The sequence below is a fragment of the Dyadobacter chenwenxiniae genome, from assembly GCF_022869785.1.
In the GTDB taxonomy this organism is placed as follows: Bacteria; Bacteroidota; Bacteroidia; order Cytophagales; family Spirosomataceae; genus Dyadobacter; species Dyadobacter chenwenxiniae.
In genome coordinates, this window is the sequence record NZ_CP094997.1 from 4016225 (window position 1) to 4032132 (window position 15908).

The 15908-nt window shown below is 45.0% G+C and carries 11 protein-coding genes; 6 read left to right on the forward strand and 5 right to left on the reverse strand.

The features are described 5' to 3' along the window. Positions 1-12: 12 nt before the first annotated feature. The 4 genes from MUK70_RS17160 (at position 13) to MUK70_RS17175 (ending at position 7549) form a co-directional block, all read left to right on the forward strand. On the forward strand, positions 13-2982 hold the full coding sequence (locus tag MUK70_RS17160) for a DNA polymerase III subunit alpha (RefSeq protein WP_234654005.1): 2970 nt from the start codon (positions 13-15) through the stop codon (positions 2980-2982). A 98-nt stretch (positions 2983-3080) separates the two neighbouring features. Next, positions 3081-4118 carry a bifunctional transcriptional activator/DNA repair enzyme AdaA gene (locus tag MUK70_RS17165; RefSeq protein ID WP_234654007.1) on the forward strand — a complete coding sequence of 346 codons (1038 nt, stop codon included), beginning with the start codon at positions 3081-3083 and terminating at the stop codon, positions 4116-4118. Positions 4119-4213: 95 nt separating this feature from the next. Further along, the gene (locus MUK70_RS17170) at positions 4214-4669 is read left to right on the forward strand and encodes a hypothetical protein (protein ID WP_234654009.1); all 456 of its coding nucleotides are present in this window, start codon (positions 4214-4216) and stop codon (positions 4667-4669) included. Positions 4670-4738: 69 nt separating this feature from the next. After that, complete coding sequence (locus MUK70_RS17175; RefSeq protein ID WP_234654012.1) at positions 4739-7549, forward strand: M16 family metallopeptidase; 2811 nt, start codon at positions 4739-4741, stop codon at positions 7547-7549. Positions 7550-7582: 33 nt separating this feature from the next. Here the strand turns inward: MUK70_RS17175 and MUK70_RS17180 are convergent, their stop codons facing one another. Next, positions 7583-7816: a DUF3820 family protein gene (locus MUK70_RS17180; RefSeq protein WP_234654014.1), complete on the reverse strand. Its 234-nt coding sequence runs from the start codon at positions 7814-7816 to the stop codon at positions 7583-7585. A gap of 10 nt (positions 7817-7826) precedes the next feature. Then, a complete protein-coding gene (locus MUK70_RS17185) occupies positions 7827-9296 on the reverse strand; it encodes a nicotinate phosphoribosyltransferase (RefSeq protein ID WP_234654016.1) in 1470 nt (489 codons plus the stop codon). A 319-nt stretch (positions 9297-9615) separates the two neighbouring features. On the opposite strand from MUK70_RS17185, the gene MUK70_RS17190 reads away from it, so the two are divergent. Continuing rightward, the gene (locus tag MUK70_RS17190; RefSeq protein WP_234654019.1) at positions 9616-9873 is read left to right on the forward strand and encodes a helix-turn-helix domain-containing protein; all 258 of its coding nucleotides are present in this window, start codon (positions 9616-9618) and stop codon (positions 9871-9873) included. Positions 9874-9946: 73 nt separating this feature from the next. Here the strand turns inward: MUK70_RS17190 and MUK70_RS17195 are convergent, their stop codons facing one another. From MUK70_RS17195 to MUK70_RS17205, 3 genes are all read right to left on the reverse strand, one after another. Further along, the gene (locus MUK70_RS17195; protein WP_234654020.1) at positions 9947-11431 is read right to left on the reverse strand and encodes a glycine--tRNA ligase; all 1485 of its coding nucleotides are present in this window, start codon (positions 11429-11431) and stop codon (positions 9947-9949) included. 150 nt (positions 11432-11581) lie between these two features. Continuing rightward, positions 11582-12031, reverse strand: coding sequence for a hypothetical protein (locus MUK70_RS17200; protein WP_234654022.1), 450 nt, complete (start codon positions 12029-12031; stop codon positions 11582-11584). Positions 12032-12070: 39 nt separating this feature from the next. Continuing rightward, a complete protein-coding gene (locus MUK70_RS17205) occupies positions 12071-13141 on the reverse strand; it encodes a DUF6973 domain-containing protein (protein WP_234654025.1) in 1071 nt (356 codons plus the stop codon). 345 nt (positions 13142-13486) lie between these two features. On the opposite strand from MUK70_RS17205, the gene MUK70_RS17210 reads away from it, so the two are divergent. Beyond that, positions 13487-15880 (forward strand): ABC transporter permease, encoded by a 2394-nt coding sequence (locus MUK70_RS17210; RefSeq protein WP_234654026.1) that lies wholly within the window; start codon positions 13487-13489, stop codon positions 15878-15880. Positions 15881-15908: the final 28 nt, after the last annotated feature.

A 15908-nucleotide genomic window follows, 5' to 3' on the forward strand; every position in this document is an offset into this window, starting at 1 on the left:
TTTCAAAATACCATGCTACTCAACTGCCACTCTTATTTCAGCCTTCGTTTTGGGACTATACCCGAACAGGAATTGCTTCAGATAAGCAGGGAAAACGGTTATGGCTGCATTGCACTGACCGATATAAACAACACGTCCGGTTGCCTGAACTTTATCAGGTTAGCGCCCAAATATGACATTAAACCAATTGTTGGAATTGATTTTCGTAACGGTGTGAAACAGCATTTTGTAGGATTAGCGAAAAATAATGAGGGCTTTCAAGAGCTGAATGCTTACCTGTCGCATCACTCGTTGATGAAAAAAGCATTTCCCGATGACGCGCCAGCGCTTGAAAACGCGGTTTTTATTTACCCATTTCAAAATGTTTCTCCGGAGAAAAAAGAAACACTGTTACCCAATGAATACATCGGCATTTCGCAAAAAGACCTGAATCGAATCCGTTTTTCGCCCTTGTTCAAACACAAGGACAAGCTCGTTGTTTTACAGCCATTTAGTTTTCGTAATAAGCGCGATTTCAATATGCACCGCCTTTTGCGTTCCATAGACGGCAACACATTGCTAAGCAAACTGTCAGCAACTGAAACAGCAGAAGAAACAGAGCAAATCATGCCTTTGAAGGTGCTGGAATATCATTTCAAGGAAAAAGATCTTGATTTCATTATCCATAACACCGAGAAGCTGATGGAGGAATGCAGCATTCATTTTAATTTTGGTGACGACCGGGAGCATCAGAATTTACGAGTGTATGGAAAAAGTGCAAAAGATGATTATCAGAAACTGACATCACTTAGTTATCAGGCATTGGGTTATCGGTACGGTGAGCAGGTGACTGACGAGATTTTTGACCGGATCGCCATGGAACTGGATTTAATCCAAAAGCAAAATTTCGTACCGTTTTTTCTGGTTAACCATGACATTGTCAGTTATGCGCGTCGTAAAGGATATTACTATGTCGGCAGAGGAAGCGGTGCGAACAGCATTGTGGCATATCTCCTGAACATCACCAATGTTGACCCGATAGAACTCGACCTTTATTTTGAACGCTTTATCAATTTACACCGCAAAAATCCGCCTGATTTTGACATTGATTTTTCCTGGCGCGACCGCGAGGATGTAACGCAATACATTTTTGATACTTTCGGTAAAAATGGCCAGGCATCGCTGCTCGCCACATACAGCACCTTTCAACATAGCGCCGCTGTGAGAGAACTCGGCAAAGTGTTCGGATTGCCTGCCTACGAGATCGATGCTCTGAGCAATGGGAAATTTGACCCAAAAAAGCTGGATCAAATTTCCAGCCTGGTCATCAGGTATGCAGGCTATTTCCAAGACAATAATCAGCCAAACCATTTGAGCATCCATGCGGGTGGGATCCTGATATCAGAACGGCCAATACATTATTTTACGGCCACGGATGTGCCACCAAAAGGGTTCCCTACCACACAATTTGACATGGTCATTGCGGAAGACGTGGGGTTGAATAAATATGACATTCTCGGACAGCGCGGCTTGGCGAAGATCAAAGAGACACTGGAAGTAATCCGTTACAATCGCCCCGATGAGCGTCCGATCGACATTGATGACGTCAAAAAATTTAAAAATGACCCAAAAATCAATGATCTGATCAAGCGGGGGCAGTGCATTGGCTGCTTTTATGTGGAATCACCTGCGATGCGCATGCTATTACGCAAGCTGGAAGTGGACAATTATCTTGGGCTGGTTGCAGCCAGCTCCATCATCAGGCCCGGCGTTGCAAAAAGCGGCATGATGCGCGAATATATTTTACGTCACCAAAACCCCGAAAAAGTCCAGGAAGCACATCCCGAATTATTAAAACTAATGCCCGAAACTTACGGAATCATGGTTTATCAGGAAGATGTGATCAAAGTTGCACATTACTTTGCCAAGCTCACGCTGGGTGAGGCGGACGTGATCAGGCGTGGCATGAGTGGTAAATTCCGGGGCCGTGACGAGTTTGAGCGGGTAAAGAAAAAGTATTTTAAAAACTGCTCCGACATGGGTTACGAACCACAAACCACGCAGGAAATCTGGAACCAGATCGCAAGTTTTGCGGGCTACGCTTTTGCAAAGGGCCATTCTGCTTCCTATGCCGTGGAAAGTTACCAGACGCTTTTCTTGAAAGCCTACTATCCGTTGGAATACATGGTGGCTGTCCTGAACAATGGAGGTGGTTTTTACACGCCTGAGCTCTATCTGCACGAAGCGCGGATGATGGGCGCGACGATACTGGCGCCTTGCGTGAATCACAGCATCGCACAGGCGGTCATAAAAGGAAAGGACATTTATCTTGGTTTACAATTTTTAAATGAAATAGAGGAAAAAACCATCCTGAAAATCGTCTCCGCAAGAGAACAGGAGGGCGAGTTTTTATCACTCAATAATTTCATCGACCGTGTTGCTATTTCAATCGAGCAATTGACGATCCTGATCCGCATTGATGCATTTCGGTTTACAGGCATTAACAAGAAAACTTTGCTTTGGAAAGCGCATTTCAGGCTCAGCAAAACGCCTGCAAAAGTGCCGCAAAAGCAACTTTTCAAGTCCGAAGTAAAAGATTATCAGCTGCCGACTTTTCATTCATCACCCATCGACGATGCATATGACCAGATTGAATTACTCGGTTTTGCGCTTTGCAGCCCTTTCGACCTTTTAAAGAATGCGTTGCCCAAAAGCATTATGAGCAAGGATCTGCATGCTTACGTAAATCGGGAGGTTGTGCAGTATGGCTATCTGGTGGCGGTGAAAAATACGCGGACTACCCGAGGCGAAACAATGCAATTCGGCACCTTTCTGGATCAGGAAGGACAGTTTATTGATACGGTACATTTCCCGCCGGTTGCGACTAAGTTCAATTTTTCGGTAAAAGGCGTTTATAAAATACGCGGCGTTGTGACAGAAGAATTTAGCTTTCTGACAATCGAAGTCAGCGAGATCACGAGGATGGATTCCGCAACGCGATGAAGGCTACTGGCTCTTTTCAGCGTGAGTGAAAGAAAATAGTTGTTAAAATTCCGGTTGCTGAGTCACTGGGGCGAAGTGTAGTTTTGAGAAAAAAAGCCATGCTAACTAACGAAATGATGTATCAGGCACTCGTTGCCAAAGACAGTTCCTACGAAGGCACATTCATTGCGGGTGTGAAAACAACCGGCATATTCTGTCGCCCCACCTGCACGGCGAAGAAGCCGAAGCCAGAGAATGTCGCATTTTTCAAAACCACAAAGGAGGCGATTTTACACGGTTACCGTCCGTGTAAAGTATGTAATCCGCTCGAGAAAATGGGTGAGACACCACCCTACATTTCCGGCATTCTCCGAGAGCTTGCGGAAGATCCTTCGTTGAAATTTAAAGATTGGGATTTATTGCAAAAAGGCATCGAGCCAAGCAAAATAAGACGCTGGTTTCTGAAAAATCATGGCATTACTTTCCATTCCTACCAAAGAATGTTCCGGATCAATTCGGCCTTCAAGAAAATGAAGGAAGGCGAGACGGTTACTGCGGCCGCATTTGACTCGGGATATGAGTCTTTAAGTGGTTTCAACGATTCTTTCAAATCTATTTTTGGCGTCTCCCCTGTCAATAGCAGGGAGAAACAGGTGATTGACCTTACCCGTCTCGAAACGCCGCTCGGGACAATGTTTGCGTGTGCAACCGATCAAGGAATTTGTCTGCTCGAATTTACATACCGTAAAATGCTTGAAACGGAGTTCAAAACATTATCCAAGTTATTGAATGCAGTGATTATTCAAGGTCCTAACCGACATTTTCATTTACTCAGAACACAACTCAATGAGTATTTTGAAGGCAAAAGAAAGGTTTTCACTGTCCCGTTATTCATGCCCGGGACGGAATTTCAGCAACAGGTTTGGCAGGAATTACAGAACATTCCCTTTGGCTCTCTGCGGTCCTATAAACAGCAATCCATCTCGCTTGCCAAACCGGAATGCGTGCGTGCGGTTGCCAATGCGAACGGGATGAACCGGATTTCTATCATTGTGCCGTGCCATAGGGTCATAGGGGAAAATGGTGCCTTAACAGGCTACGGAGGTGGCTTATGGCGGAAACAATGGTTGCTGGACCTGGAAAGAAATCAGCGTTGAGTGAAAGGTTCTGTAATTCCGAACGGTTTTTTACGTTCTCATCCAGCATTTATCGCTTTCAGTGCTATCTTCATCGAACTTAAATGTCTTATAGCATGATAAAAAAGCAAATCCAAATTTTGATAGCAGCGGGCTGCATCCTGGCATCCTGTGTGAAGAAAGAGTCGGAATCCACGAAAGTCGTACAAAGTGATGAACAGCCCGGCTCCGAATGCTACTCTTACACAACGGAAAAAGATTCCGCGTTCCTGCATATCGAGGTCAAGTCTGACAGCATGATAACGGGGGATTTAGAATATAGGCTGTTTGAAAAGGATCGGAATCGCGGAAAAATCGATGGAAAGATCCACGGCGATACATTATTTGCCAGCTATAAATTTATGTCAGAAGGCGTCGAATCGACCCGCGAAGTTGCCTTTCTAAAAAAAGGTGGCAATTGGGTGGAAGGGTTCGGTCCTGCCGAGGACAAAAATGGCACGATGTTCTTCAGTGACAGGTCCAAATTAGATTTTACCAAAGGTTTGGTATTTAGAGCTGCCGCGTGTCCCTGATTTTGAGAAAGTCGGGACTTTTTAAATATCTTTCACCCTCCTGAGTGATATTACTTTAAAATAACAAAAATGAAAAAGGTGCTGATCGCTTTGTATATCGCCGGACTTGGAATAAGTCCTTTGCATGTTGCTTTTGCCCAAGATCTCTCTACGCAGAAAGTTCCGCTGGATCCGGGCGTGCGGATGGGGAAACTCAAAAACGGGATCACCTATTACATTAGAAAAAATGCCGAGCCCAAAAATCGGGCTGAACTGCGTCTTGCGGTAAAGGCAGGATCTGTACTGGAAACCGATGCACAACAAGGGCTTGCGCATTTTATGGAGCACATGAATTTCAACGGAACCACTAATTTCCCAAAGAATGAGCTCGTTAACTTCCTCCAAAAAACCGGCGTCCGCTTCGGTGCCGACTTAAATGCCTACACGGGCTTTGACGAAACCGTTTATATGCTGCCCATTCCGACTGACTCGGCCGGACTGCTGGATAAAGGCATCCAGGTGCTGGAAGACTGGGCGCACGGTGCGCTGCTTGATCCATCCGAAATTGAAAAAGAGCGCGGCGTTGTATTGGAAGAATCCCGAATGGGACGTGGTGCCCAGCAGAGAATGCGCGATAAGTTCTTGAAAGTAATCCTCAACAATTCACGTTATGCGGAGCGGCTGCCGATAGGCAAAGACAGCATCCTTAAAAGCTTTAAGCCAGAAACAATCAAGTCGTTTTACCAGGATTGGTATCGCCCGGATCTGATGTCTGTGATTGCAGTTGGTGACTTTGATGTGGAAAAAGTGGAGGCCACAATTAAACAAAAGTTTAGTTCTATTCCCGCACCGGCGAATGCCAAGAAACGCACAAAATATGCAATTCCGCTGGACGGATCAACGCAGGTGGCGATTGTCACCGATCCTGAATATCCGCAAAACCTGATTCAGCTTATCTATAAACAACCCAATCAGAAAGTAAAATCCCTGAAAGACGTGCGCGATAACTTCGCCCAGGGTTTGTACAATTCAATGATGGCGCAACGCATGCAGGAACTCACCCAAAAGGCAAATCCTCCGTTTTTATATGGGGATAGCGAGTATGGCGATTTTCTTGGCGACCTCGATTCCTACACCTCCATTGCGTTGGCAAAGGACGCTGCTTCGATGAAAACTGCGCTGACTGCACTACTTGAAGAAAATGCCCGCGTGCAGAAATTCGGATTTACCCAGCCCGAACTGGACCGGGCAAAAAAAGACTTTTACACTTCCATTGAGCAATATTATAAGGAAAGGGATAAAACCAAATCGGCAAATCATGTCCAGGAATATCTGGATCATTTTCTGCACGACAAGCCTTATATGAGTGCAGAGGCCTATTTTGAGTTTATGAAAAAACATCTGGATGGTGTTTCGCTGACGGAAATTAATGGCCTTGCTAAAAAATATATCACAGACAAAAACAGGGCTGTGGTGGTAATGGGGCCTGAGAAAAGCAAAGACGACCTGCCAAAGGAAGCTGAAATCCGAAAGTTACTGGTAGAAGCAGGTAAGGACGTTACAGCCTATGTGGATGATGTGGTGGATTCACCATTGCTTCCACAGGAGCCTAAACCGGGAAAAGTCACGGAAGAAAAAAACTTGGAAAAGTTGGGAGTAACCGAGCTTACGCTTTCCAATGGCGTAAAGGTTTTACTTAAACCAACCGATTTCAAGAATGATGAGATCCTGATAAAGGCAACCGGCAAAGGTGGTTATTCGCTATTCCCGGATGAGCGTGAAACAGGTATTTTTTCAAGCTACCTGATCCAGTCCGGAGGTGTAGGACCATATAACCAAACCCAGCTGCAAAAATTCCTGGCGGGGAAAACCGCCAGCGCCGGCCCTTATGTGAGCGAGTTGACGGAAGGGGTTGGCGGCAGTACGAGCCCTAAGGATCTGGAAACCACATTGCAGCTTATATATGCGTATTTTACTACCCCAAGGAAAGATGCTGATGTGGTGACCGGGATTCTGGCCAACCAGAAGGCATATCTTGAAAATATGCAGAAAACGCTCACACCGGAAAAAGTATATTCCGATTCCCTGAATGCGGTTTTAACGAGTTATAATCCAAAACGCAGTCCCTTAAAGCCGGAAAGCATCGACAAGGTCAATCTGGACCGGGCAGTCGAAATGTACAAAGACCGCTTTGCAGATGCATCTGATTTTGTTTTCACATTTGTGGGGGCATTCAAACCGGAAGAAATCAAACCACTGCTCGAAAAATACATTGGCGGACTACCTTCGACGGACCGTGATGACACGTTTAAACATCCCAATATCTTTCCGCCGAAAGGGACGATCGACAAAACGATCTACAAAGGTTTGGAGCCGAAAAGCCGTGTTACATTGATTTCGAGCGGGGAATATGAATACAATCCTGAGAACAACATTCAAATCGAAGCATTGCAGGAAGTGCTGCAAATTAAGCTCATAGAAGCATTGCGGGAGGAAGAAAGCGGTGTATACGGTGTAAGTGTGTCAGAAGCCACTGAGAAATTCCCGTCCGGACATTACCGGTTCAGTATCGGTTTTGGATGTGCACCGGAAAATGTAGATAAGCTTGTAAAACGCGCCAGAGAAGAGGTAAACAAAGTGAAGCAAAACGGCGCCGATCCGAAAGACATTGAAAAATTCGTTGCCGAGACACAACGCAAGACTGAGACAGCACTAAAGACCAACAACTTCTGGCTGGATTATCTGGACGACAACACATTCCTGGGTGATGATCTGAACGAGATTTTCCTGCAGGATAAATTGCTGAAATCCATCACCGTTGCCAGCACAAAAGCCGCAGCTGAAAAGTATTTCAGTGATGACAACTTCATTAAAGTTGTGCTGATGCCTGAGAAAAAGTAATTGACTAGGTGTATTTGAGGAGGATGCAGCAGATTACTGCATCTTCCTCAGCCTATGCAGCAACTCCCCCAGCCCATTAATCTGTATTTCATACATTGTACTGAGTAACATTCCCAGCTTCCCCGCCGGAAAACCCTGCCGCTGAAACCATTCAAGATAGGAAACCGGCAAATCGGCAATCAATTTGTCCTTATACTTCCCGAAAGGCATCTTATATTTTAGCAATTCCTTCAAAATCGCCGGATCGGGGCCTTGAATTTCCTCCATAATATATATGTTAAGATTCGTTTGCGGCGCGCAGCTTCAATATTAGTCCGGTCTTCATATCAAAAAGGCCTTTTTCCAAACCAACCGGATATGTATGCGGATGCACAAAGCGCTTGATGCCTTTGTGAAAATTAGATAGTTGCTCCTGCACGCGACTCCTCGTGTCGTGAACAGAAGGCAATTTATAAACCAGATATCCTTTTGCGAAAATAGGAACCAGCAGATCCTCAAAGGACGTGTTTTCGGAAAATGACCTGTTCCGCGTAAAATCATACGGATCCACCATAGTTGCTTTACCCGTCACCGGTGTTTCAATGTTGAAAATCATGTCAGAAAGAAACCCGTCCCTGTCTTTGAAACGACGAACCTGCTGGATTCCGGGCGTTGAAACTTTGATCGCTTGTTCTGATAATTTTAATTTATAATCCCATTCTCCCGATTCCAAACGGATTGCCGCCAATTTATAAACACCGCCTAATGCCGGTTGATCATAGGCCGTGACAAGTTTCGTTCCTATTCCCCACACATCGATCTTCGCTCCCTGAATTTTCAAACTGTCCATTATATGTTCGTCCAGATCATTACTGGCGACGATATTGGTTTTTTCAAAACCTGCGTCATCCAACAATTTCCTTGCTTCAATGCTCAAATAGGCCAGATCACCCGAGTCCAGCCGAATCCCGCCTAAATCATATCCACGTTCCCGAAGCCGATGACCTGTCTTGATCGCATGCCGCACGCCGTTAAGCGAATCATATGTATCCACAAGCAATGTTACATTGTTGGGCATATACTGCGCATAAGTCTCAAATGACTCCAATTCACTATCGAACGACATGACCCAACTGTGCGCATGCGTGCCCTTTACCGGGATATCATAAAGCTTGCCTGCGATCACATTGGATGTGGCGTCGAAGCCTCCGATATATGCTGCCCGGCTGGCTGTCACTCCCCCATCCGGGCCTTGCGCCCTGCGTAGCCCGAATTCCAACAGCGTGTCTTCCCTGGCAACAAGACGCATCCTTGCTGCTTTGGTGGCGATGAGCGATTGGAAATTAATGAGATTCAGGAGAGGCGTTTCCAGCAACTGGCATTGTAAAATCGGCCCTTTAATGCGCAACAAAGGTTCGTTGGGAAAAACGGCGGTTCCTTCCGGGATCGCGTCGATACTACAGGCGAATTCTATGTTTTTAAGATAATCCAAAAACCCGGACTCGAACAATTTTTCACCGTCATTTCCGGTAATAGATCCGACATATACGAGATCTTCGTCGCTGAATCGATAGTCATTCAGATAATCAATGACACTACTCAGTCCGCAGGCAATGGTGAAGCCGCCTTGAAATGGGTGCTTTCGGAAATAAAGATTAAAAACCGCCTCCTGCTCGGCTTTTCCCGCTTTCCAATAGCCATAGGCCATTGTAAGTTGATATAAATCAGTGAGTAAGGTTAGTGATGTGTTATATAATTGATTAATCATCCCAAAATTTGATACATGATGAAAGGACTAATTAATAAATTTAATTGACACTTTTTTCCATCGCGGGAAATTGCTTTTTACCCTGGCACATATCTTTTCAAGATCTGCTGCTGACTGCATGAAGTTTCCATTAGCTCAATAACCTTTTTGTTTCCCTGAAAATCAGCCGGTTATTTAGGCATCACCTGATTACGGTGCCATTTGTCGAATAATCTCAGGGAGGAACATGCTTGGCGAATGCATTAGAATGATCTTTTATCCCCATTCGGATCGTATGTCTACTAATAATGAGGTTTCATCTTCACTAAAACAACGTTTCATGAACGAGTCAATAGACACGAAGATCAGGTCTGTAGCATTGAATTTCAGGAAGATCAGAGAGTACAGAAATTACACACAGGAGTATCTAGCGATGAAGCTGGGCATTTCGCAAAATGCATATAGTAAGATAGAATTGGGTTACACAAGGATTACGCTGGAACGTCTTATCCAGATTTCGCACATTCTGGACGTCGATACGGTTGACCTGCTCAGTGCTGACGCAGAAGATCTGGTTCGATCGCACACCACCAAATAATGTAGAATACATTTCAACAAAAAAGAGCTGTTTCTTCTCCGAAACAGCTCTTTTTTGTTTGCTTAAATATATTTTAAATAGCTTCCAGAATTCGCTCCATAGCAACCTGATAGCCAATTTTCTCCTTCAATTCGCTGATGGCCACACGCTCCTGCTCCATGGTATCACGGTGCCGGATGGTTACTGTGTCGTCCTCCATTGTCTGGTAATCGACCGCGATGCAGAACGGAGTCCCGATCAGATCCTGGCGGGTGTAACGCTTTCCAATGGCCGCTCCGTCGTCATATGTTGTGCGGAACGACGATTTCAATGCGTTCGCAATAGCCTGCGCTTTTTCTGCCAAGCCATCCTTTTTTACCAACGGAAGCACCGCCACCTTGAATGGCGCCAGTGCAGGGTGCAGTTTCAGATATGTTCTTTCTTTCACATTATCACCTTCTCCAACCGTTTCCACCGTGTAAGCGTTGCAGAATGTGGCCAGGAACAGTCTGTCCGCACCCACCGACGTTTCGACAACATATGGAATGTAATTTCCATAAGGCTTGCCATTTTCATCCAGGTCGGAATCGAAATATTGTTGTTTCTTTTTCGACAATTCCTGGTGGTTTCTCAGGTCAAAATCGGTTCTTGAGTGAATCCCTTCCATTTCCCTGAAACCAAACGGGAACTGGTATTCAATGTCGACGGCTGCATTGGCATAATGTGCCAACTTTTCATGATCATGGAATTTCAGTTTTTCAGCAGGTAAGCCAATCGCCTTATGGAACTTCATCCTCGCCTCTTTCCAGCTTTCGTACCAGGCCATTTCAGTGCCGGGACGGATGAAAAATTGCATTTCCATTTGTTCAAATTCGCGCATACGGAAAGTAAATTGACGCGCAACGATTTCATTTCTGAACGCTTTGCCAATTTGTGCAATTCCAAAAGGAATCTTCATCCTGCCACTTTTCTGCACATTCAAGAAGTTAACAAAAATTCCCTGCGCGGTTTCAGGACGCAGGTAAATCAGGCTCGACTCCTCGGCAACCGAACCAACTTGTGTACTGAACATCAGGTTAAACTGGCGCACTTCTGTCCAGTTTGCCGTTCCCGAAACGGGACATTTAATATTTTCTGCGATGATTAAGTCACGAACGCCGGTCAGATCTTCGGCGCTCAGCAAACGGCCCATTTCAGCAAGCAATGCTTTGCCTTTTTCTGCCTGGCCTTCTGCTTCGTATTGTTCCGCTTTTCCTTCCAGCAACTGATCCGCACGATAACGCTTTTTGGAATCCTTATTATCAATCATCGGATCATTAAAACCATCCACGTGCCCCGAAGCTTTCCAGGTAAGCGGGTGCATAAATATAGCCGCGTCAATGCCGACAATGTTGTCGTGCAATTGTGTCATGGCCTTCCACCACGCAGCTTTCAGGTTATTTTTCAATTCAACACCATTCTGACCGTAGTCGTAAACAGCTTGCAATCCATCATATATTTCAGAAGAGGGAAACACAAAACCGTATTCTTTGGCATGCCCAACAATGTCTTGTAAAGAAGTAGCAGGTGCTTGGTTCATTCTATTTGGTTAAAAATCAGTAAAAAACGACAATTGAATCTCTAAAAACATTAGTAAGGCAAAATTAGGGATTTTGCCTTACTAAAAAGGTTTCCCATTCGTATTTACGCGAAAGATGGGCGTTCAAAGGTTGTTTTAATGATCTGCTCGCTAGCGACCGGCACTGCTATTTGTTTTCACATCGTACAATGGTCGGTTTAATGTCAAAACGCTGTCATACTTGCTTTCAGCACTCCCTATGTCGTCAATATCGTTAAAGGTCAACTTTTGATGGATTAACTTTTGCAGCGTGCCTTCGTCCACATCTTTAAATTGATTTGACCAGCCACTTCCCGGATCACCAGACAAGGTCAAAAGCGCTAAGCCAGGGACATAATTAATTACAAACCTGGCATTTCCTTTGGCAACAACCTCATATGCCGACCGGTCCCTCTTGCCATTCATATAATGCTCATACAATTTAGAAGTTGCATCTGCGCGTTCTTTTTCTCGATCCTGTCCATTTATATAAAGTGTTTCAACATCCGGATCGGGGCTTTCTTTGCAGCTTATTAAGAGTGATGCTGCCCAAATGGTAAGGAGCAAATAAGTAGTTTTCATAGTAAAATTTAAGTTGCCTATAAGGAATAAAAAAATCTATTACGGGACCACGTGCACCAAATGCTGATTAGGACTGTATAGGTTGTTATACAATTTATTCCAGGTAACTGAATTATTTCCGCCGTGCCAGTTGAGAATATCAGTCATGCTATGCATGGCGCAAGAGTTGGCTTTCCCAAGCAAATTGTTAATTATGTCATCTACGCTCGGCATCTTCCTGAAAGGTCCAAATCCCCAAGAAGTTTCATTTTCCATCCATTCTCTCGCTGACATATTATTATGAAGATCCATGGCTGAATCCTTATCATGAATTTGGGCTCCATTGTTTGTTTGCTCATGCTTTGAACACCCGTCTTGGGTAAAATCAACTGCTTGGTTCTCACTTGCCGGGGAACCTTTTAGAATATAGCGAATTGACAGCGCATTCCAGGTTGAATGCTTAAATGCATTCCCTTTGTTTCCAATAGTAGCGTTTCCATAAAACGTCGCAGCTAAGTAGATAGCATCTTTCGCTGCTTGCACATACCACTGCGCATATCCCGGATTTAAAAGTAAATGATTCTTCTCGGGAGTTGTCAGGTCTCCTGAGTCTGGCCCTAATATTCGGCCACTCTCTCTTTTTGCTTTTTCCAAAGCAACCACCTCCGCCACAACATTGCGCTTGCACATCGTCTGGTAAAAATCGTAAATCAGCGCTCGCTTTTCGTTCGCTTCCTCGTGTGTTTCAATGTCCGGAAAATCTTTGAAGATCCTTTCCAGGTCTTTTTCTAAAATGCCATCTTCGGACGTTATGGTTGGATATTTAGCATTGTTTTTGACTAAAATTGGCAACAATTCTTCATAAGTTAATAATGGTGCTTCACCCGAAACACGCTTGTTTCCGTCCTCAGAAACTGTTCTGTAATACAAATCAAACTCTTCCTGCGTTTGCTCGAAAAGCTCTTTTGGAAAATTAGCTGGAATAACAACCCGCTCTCCTTTGAAGGCAACTGTTTCACTCTTTATAGCTGCGTTCGGGGTTGGAACTTCGCCTGTTTGAGGGTCATGACAAGACGAAACAAAAGCGCCGAAAACTGCTATAAGGACTGCTTTTCTTAAAACTTTTTGCATAAATTGTACTGTTTAAATAGTAAAATATTGTTTAAATAATTTCCGTCCCGCCCTTCCGACGCCAATCTCGGGGCGGGACTTTCTTTTGCAAGATATTCGACATTTGATGGGAAATAGCTTGAATTTGCAGCGCAATTATCTGGCGGCGGCTACGGTTGTCCAATCGGTAATTTTGAGCCAAAGCCCCTTTTCAAAACCAGACATCACTGTTCGAAAGTGAACAGGTAAGGTTTTGAAAATTATTATAACAAATTGATTTTGAGATACTAACAAGCATGGCATGTAATTTTATCACTACGCATTACATTGCTTTTCTCCGATCCTAACTAATAACACCTTGATATCATGCTCCGTAACTACTTCAAAATAGCATTTCGAAATTTTCTTAACCAGCGAATGTTCAGCAGTCTGAATATATTTGGCCTGGCGATTGGCATGGCGGCGGTTTGGTTGATGGTTTTGTATGTGGCGGACGAGCTTAGCTACGATCGTTTTCATGAAAAGTCGGATCGCATTTACCGGGTTGTGCATGAGGCGAAGTGGGCCACAGGCAGTTTTAAAATGGCCCCCACATCGGCTCCGTACGCGCCCGCTTTGCAAAACGACTATCCTGAAATCGAGAAAACGGTTCGGATCAGTACGGAAGGCGGTGGAACCATCCGGTTTGACGAGAAAGCGATCGAAGCCAATGACATCTATTTTACAGACGCTTCAATTTTTGATGTCTTCACATATCCCATGCTTTACGGCGACCGCAAAACGGCTTTGCAGGGCACGCAGAAAATTGTCCTAACGAAAACGCTTGCTGAAAAACTGTTTGGTGACGCTTCCAAAGCTCTGGGTAAAACGGTTTTATTTTCAAACAATTTTCCAAATACCGTTTCCGGTGTCATTGCGGACGGCCCAACAAACTCTCACCTGCAATTCAGCGCATTGCGCTCCCTTCCCGATAACTACACAGCTGGCTGGCAGCAATTTGAGTTGTACACGTATGTTTTGTTAAAAAAAGGCGCAGATCCTGACAAGCTGGACAAAAAATTACCAGGATTTTTTGCAAAATATCTTAAAAAGGAATCGGGAGATGCGGAATACAAAATGATATTGCAGCCCCTGACTTCCATTCATCTTCACTCTCACTATGCCTATGAGCTTAGTACGAATGGGAATATCAACACCATTTACATTTTTTCGGTTGTCGCCGCGCTGATCCTGGCTATTGCCTGCATCAACTACATCAACCTTTATACCGCCCGCTCGATGAAACGGGTGCGCGAGGTAGGTGTTCGCAAAGCAGTTGGCTCGCGGCGTTCGCAGCTGATCGGACAATTTTTGACGGAATCGTTCTTAATGACACTTTTAGCAGGATGCATAGCGACTTTACTGGTTGTAATAGCATTGCCCTCCTTCAATGAACTGGCTGACAAGGCATTGACGCTGAACAATAATGACGGACTTTCTACTACTTTGGCGGCTGGCGCTTTTCTACTGCTGATCAGCATGGTAAGTGGGATTTATCCGGCTGTTATGTTATCCGGCTTTCGGCCGGTGGCTGCTTTGAAAGGGCGTATCGGCGGCCAGATTGGCGGCGTGCAGTTACGTCAGTCGCTGGTGGTCTTTCAGTTTGTGGCTACGGTTGTTATGATCGCCTGCACGGGCATTGTCTATCGTCAATTGCACTATGTCGGCAACAAAGATCTTGGATTTAATAAAGATCAGGTCCTTACTTTTCACATCGACAAAAATGAACCCAGAAACCAGGTCGGGGCGATTAAGGAAAAACTGAATCAAAGCCCGTCCGTGGAAAGTGTTTCTGCTGCAAGCAACCCATTGGGAAACAACACGCTGGGCGGTGGCGGCTTGTTTGTTGAAACCGAAACGGGTGAAATGCCCGGTTCAACTCAGATAGTCCAGAAGTTTTCGGCTGATGCAGATTATTTAAAAACACTTGAAATCAAGCTGTTACAAGGCAGAAATTTTCAAGATGAATCGCCTGCCGACTTGGTTGGAGCAGTTTTGGTTAACGAGGCAATGGTCAAGAAACAAGGGTGGAATGAGCCAATCGGGAAAAGGATTAAATATTTTATCGATGAAAAGGGCACGACAAAGGAAGCGAAGGTGATTGGCGTAGTTGCAGACTTTCACACTTATTCTCTTCAACATAAAATCGAGCCGCTGGTGATCCAGATGCCTGCGCCGGGCGACAGGGACAACATTTACGTCCGTATCCAGCCTGGTAAAACCAAAGAAGCGCTCTCGTTCATAAACAGCACTTACAAACAATTTGACCCGGAAGCAAAGCTCGATTTCCATTTCCTGGACGAAAACTTCTCCCGCCAGTATCAGTCCGAACAAAAGCAAGGAAGCGTTTTATTATCATTTGCAATTCTGGCTATCGTTACCGCTTGCCTGGGCTTATTTGGACTTGCGGCTTTTGCAGCAGAAGCCAGAACCAAGGAGATAGGCGTAAGAAAAGTGCTCGGCGCAAGTGTGCAGAATGTCGTGGTCCTGCTATCAGGCGACTTTCTGAAACTGGTCCTGATCGCCACTGCAATCGGCATTCCGATTGCAGTATATGCCATGCAATCGTGGCTCAAAAACTTCGAGTATCGGGAAGATTTATCCTGGTGGGTTTTCGCGCTGTCGGGTCTTACTGCATTGGCTATCGCACTGCTGACCGTGAGTTTCCAGGCCCTGAAAGCTGCTTTGGCTAATCCCGTAGAGGCGTTAAGAGGGGAATAGCCACGTTTTTGGCGGCAACCGGTTGTCA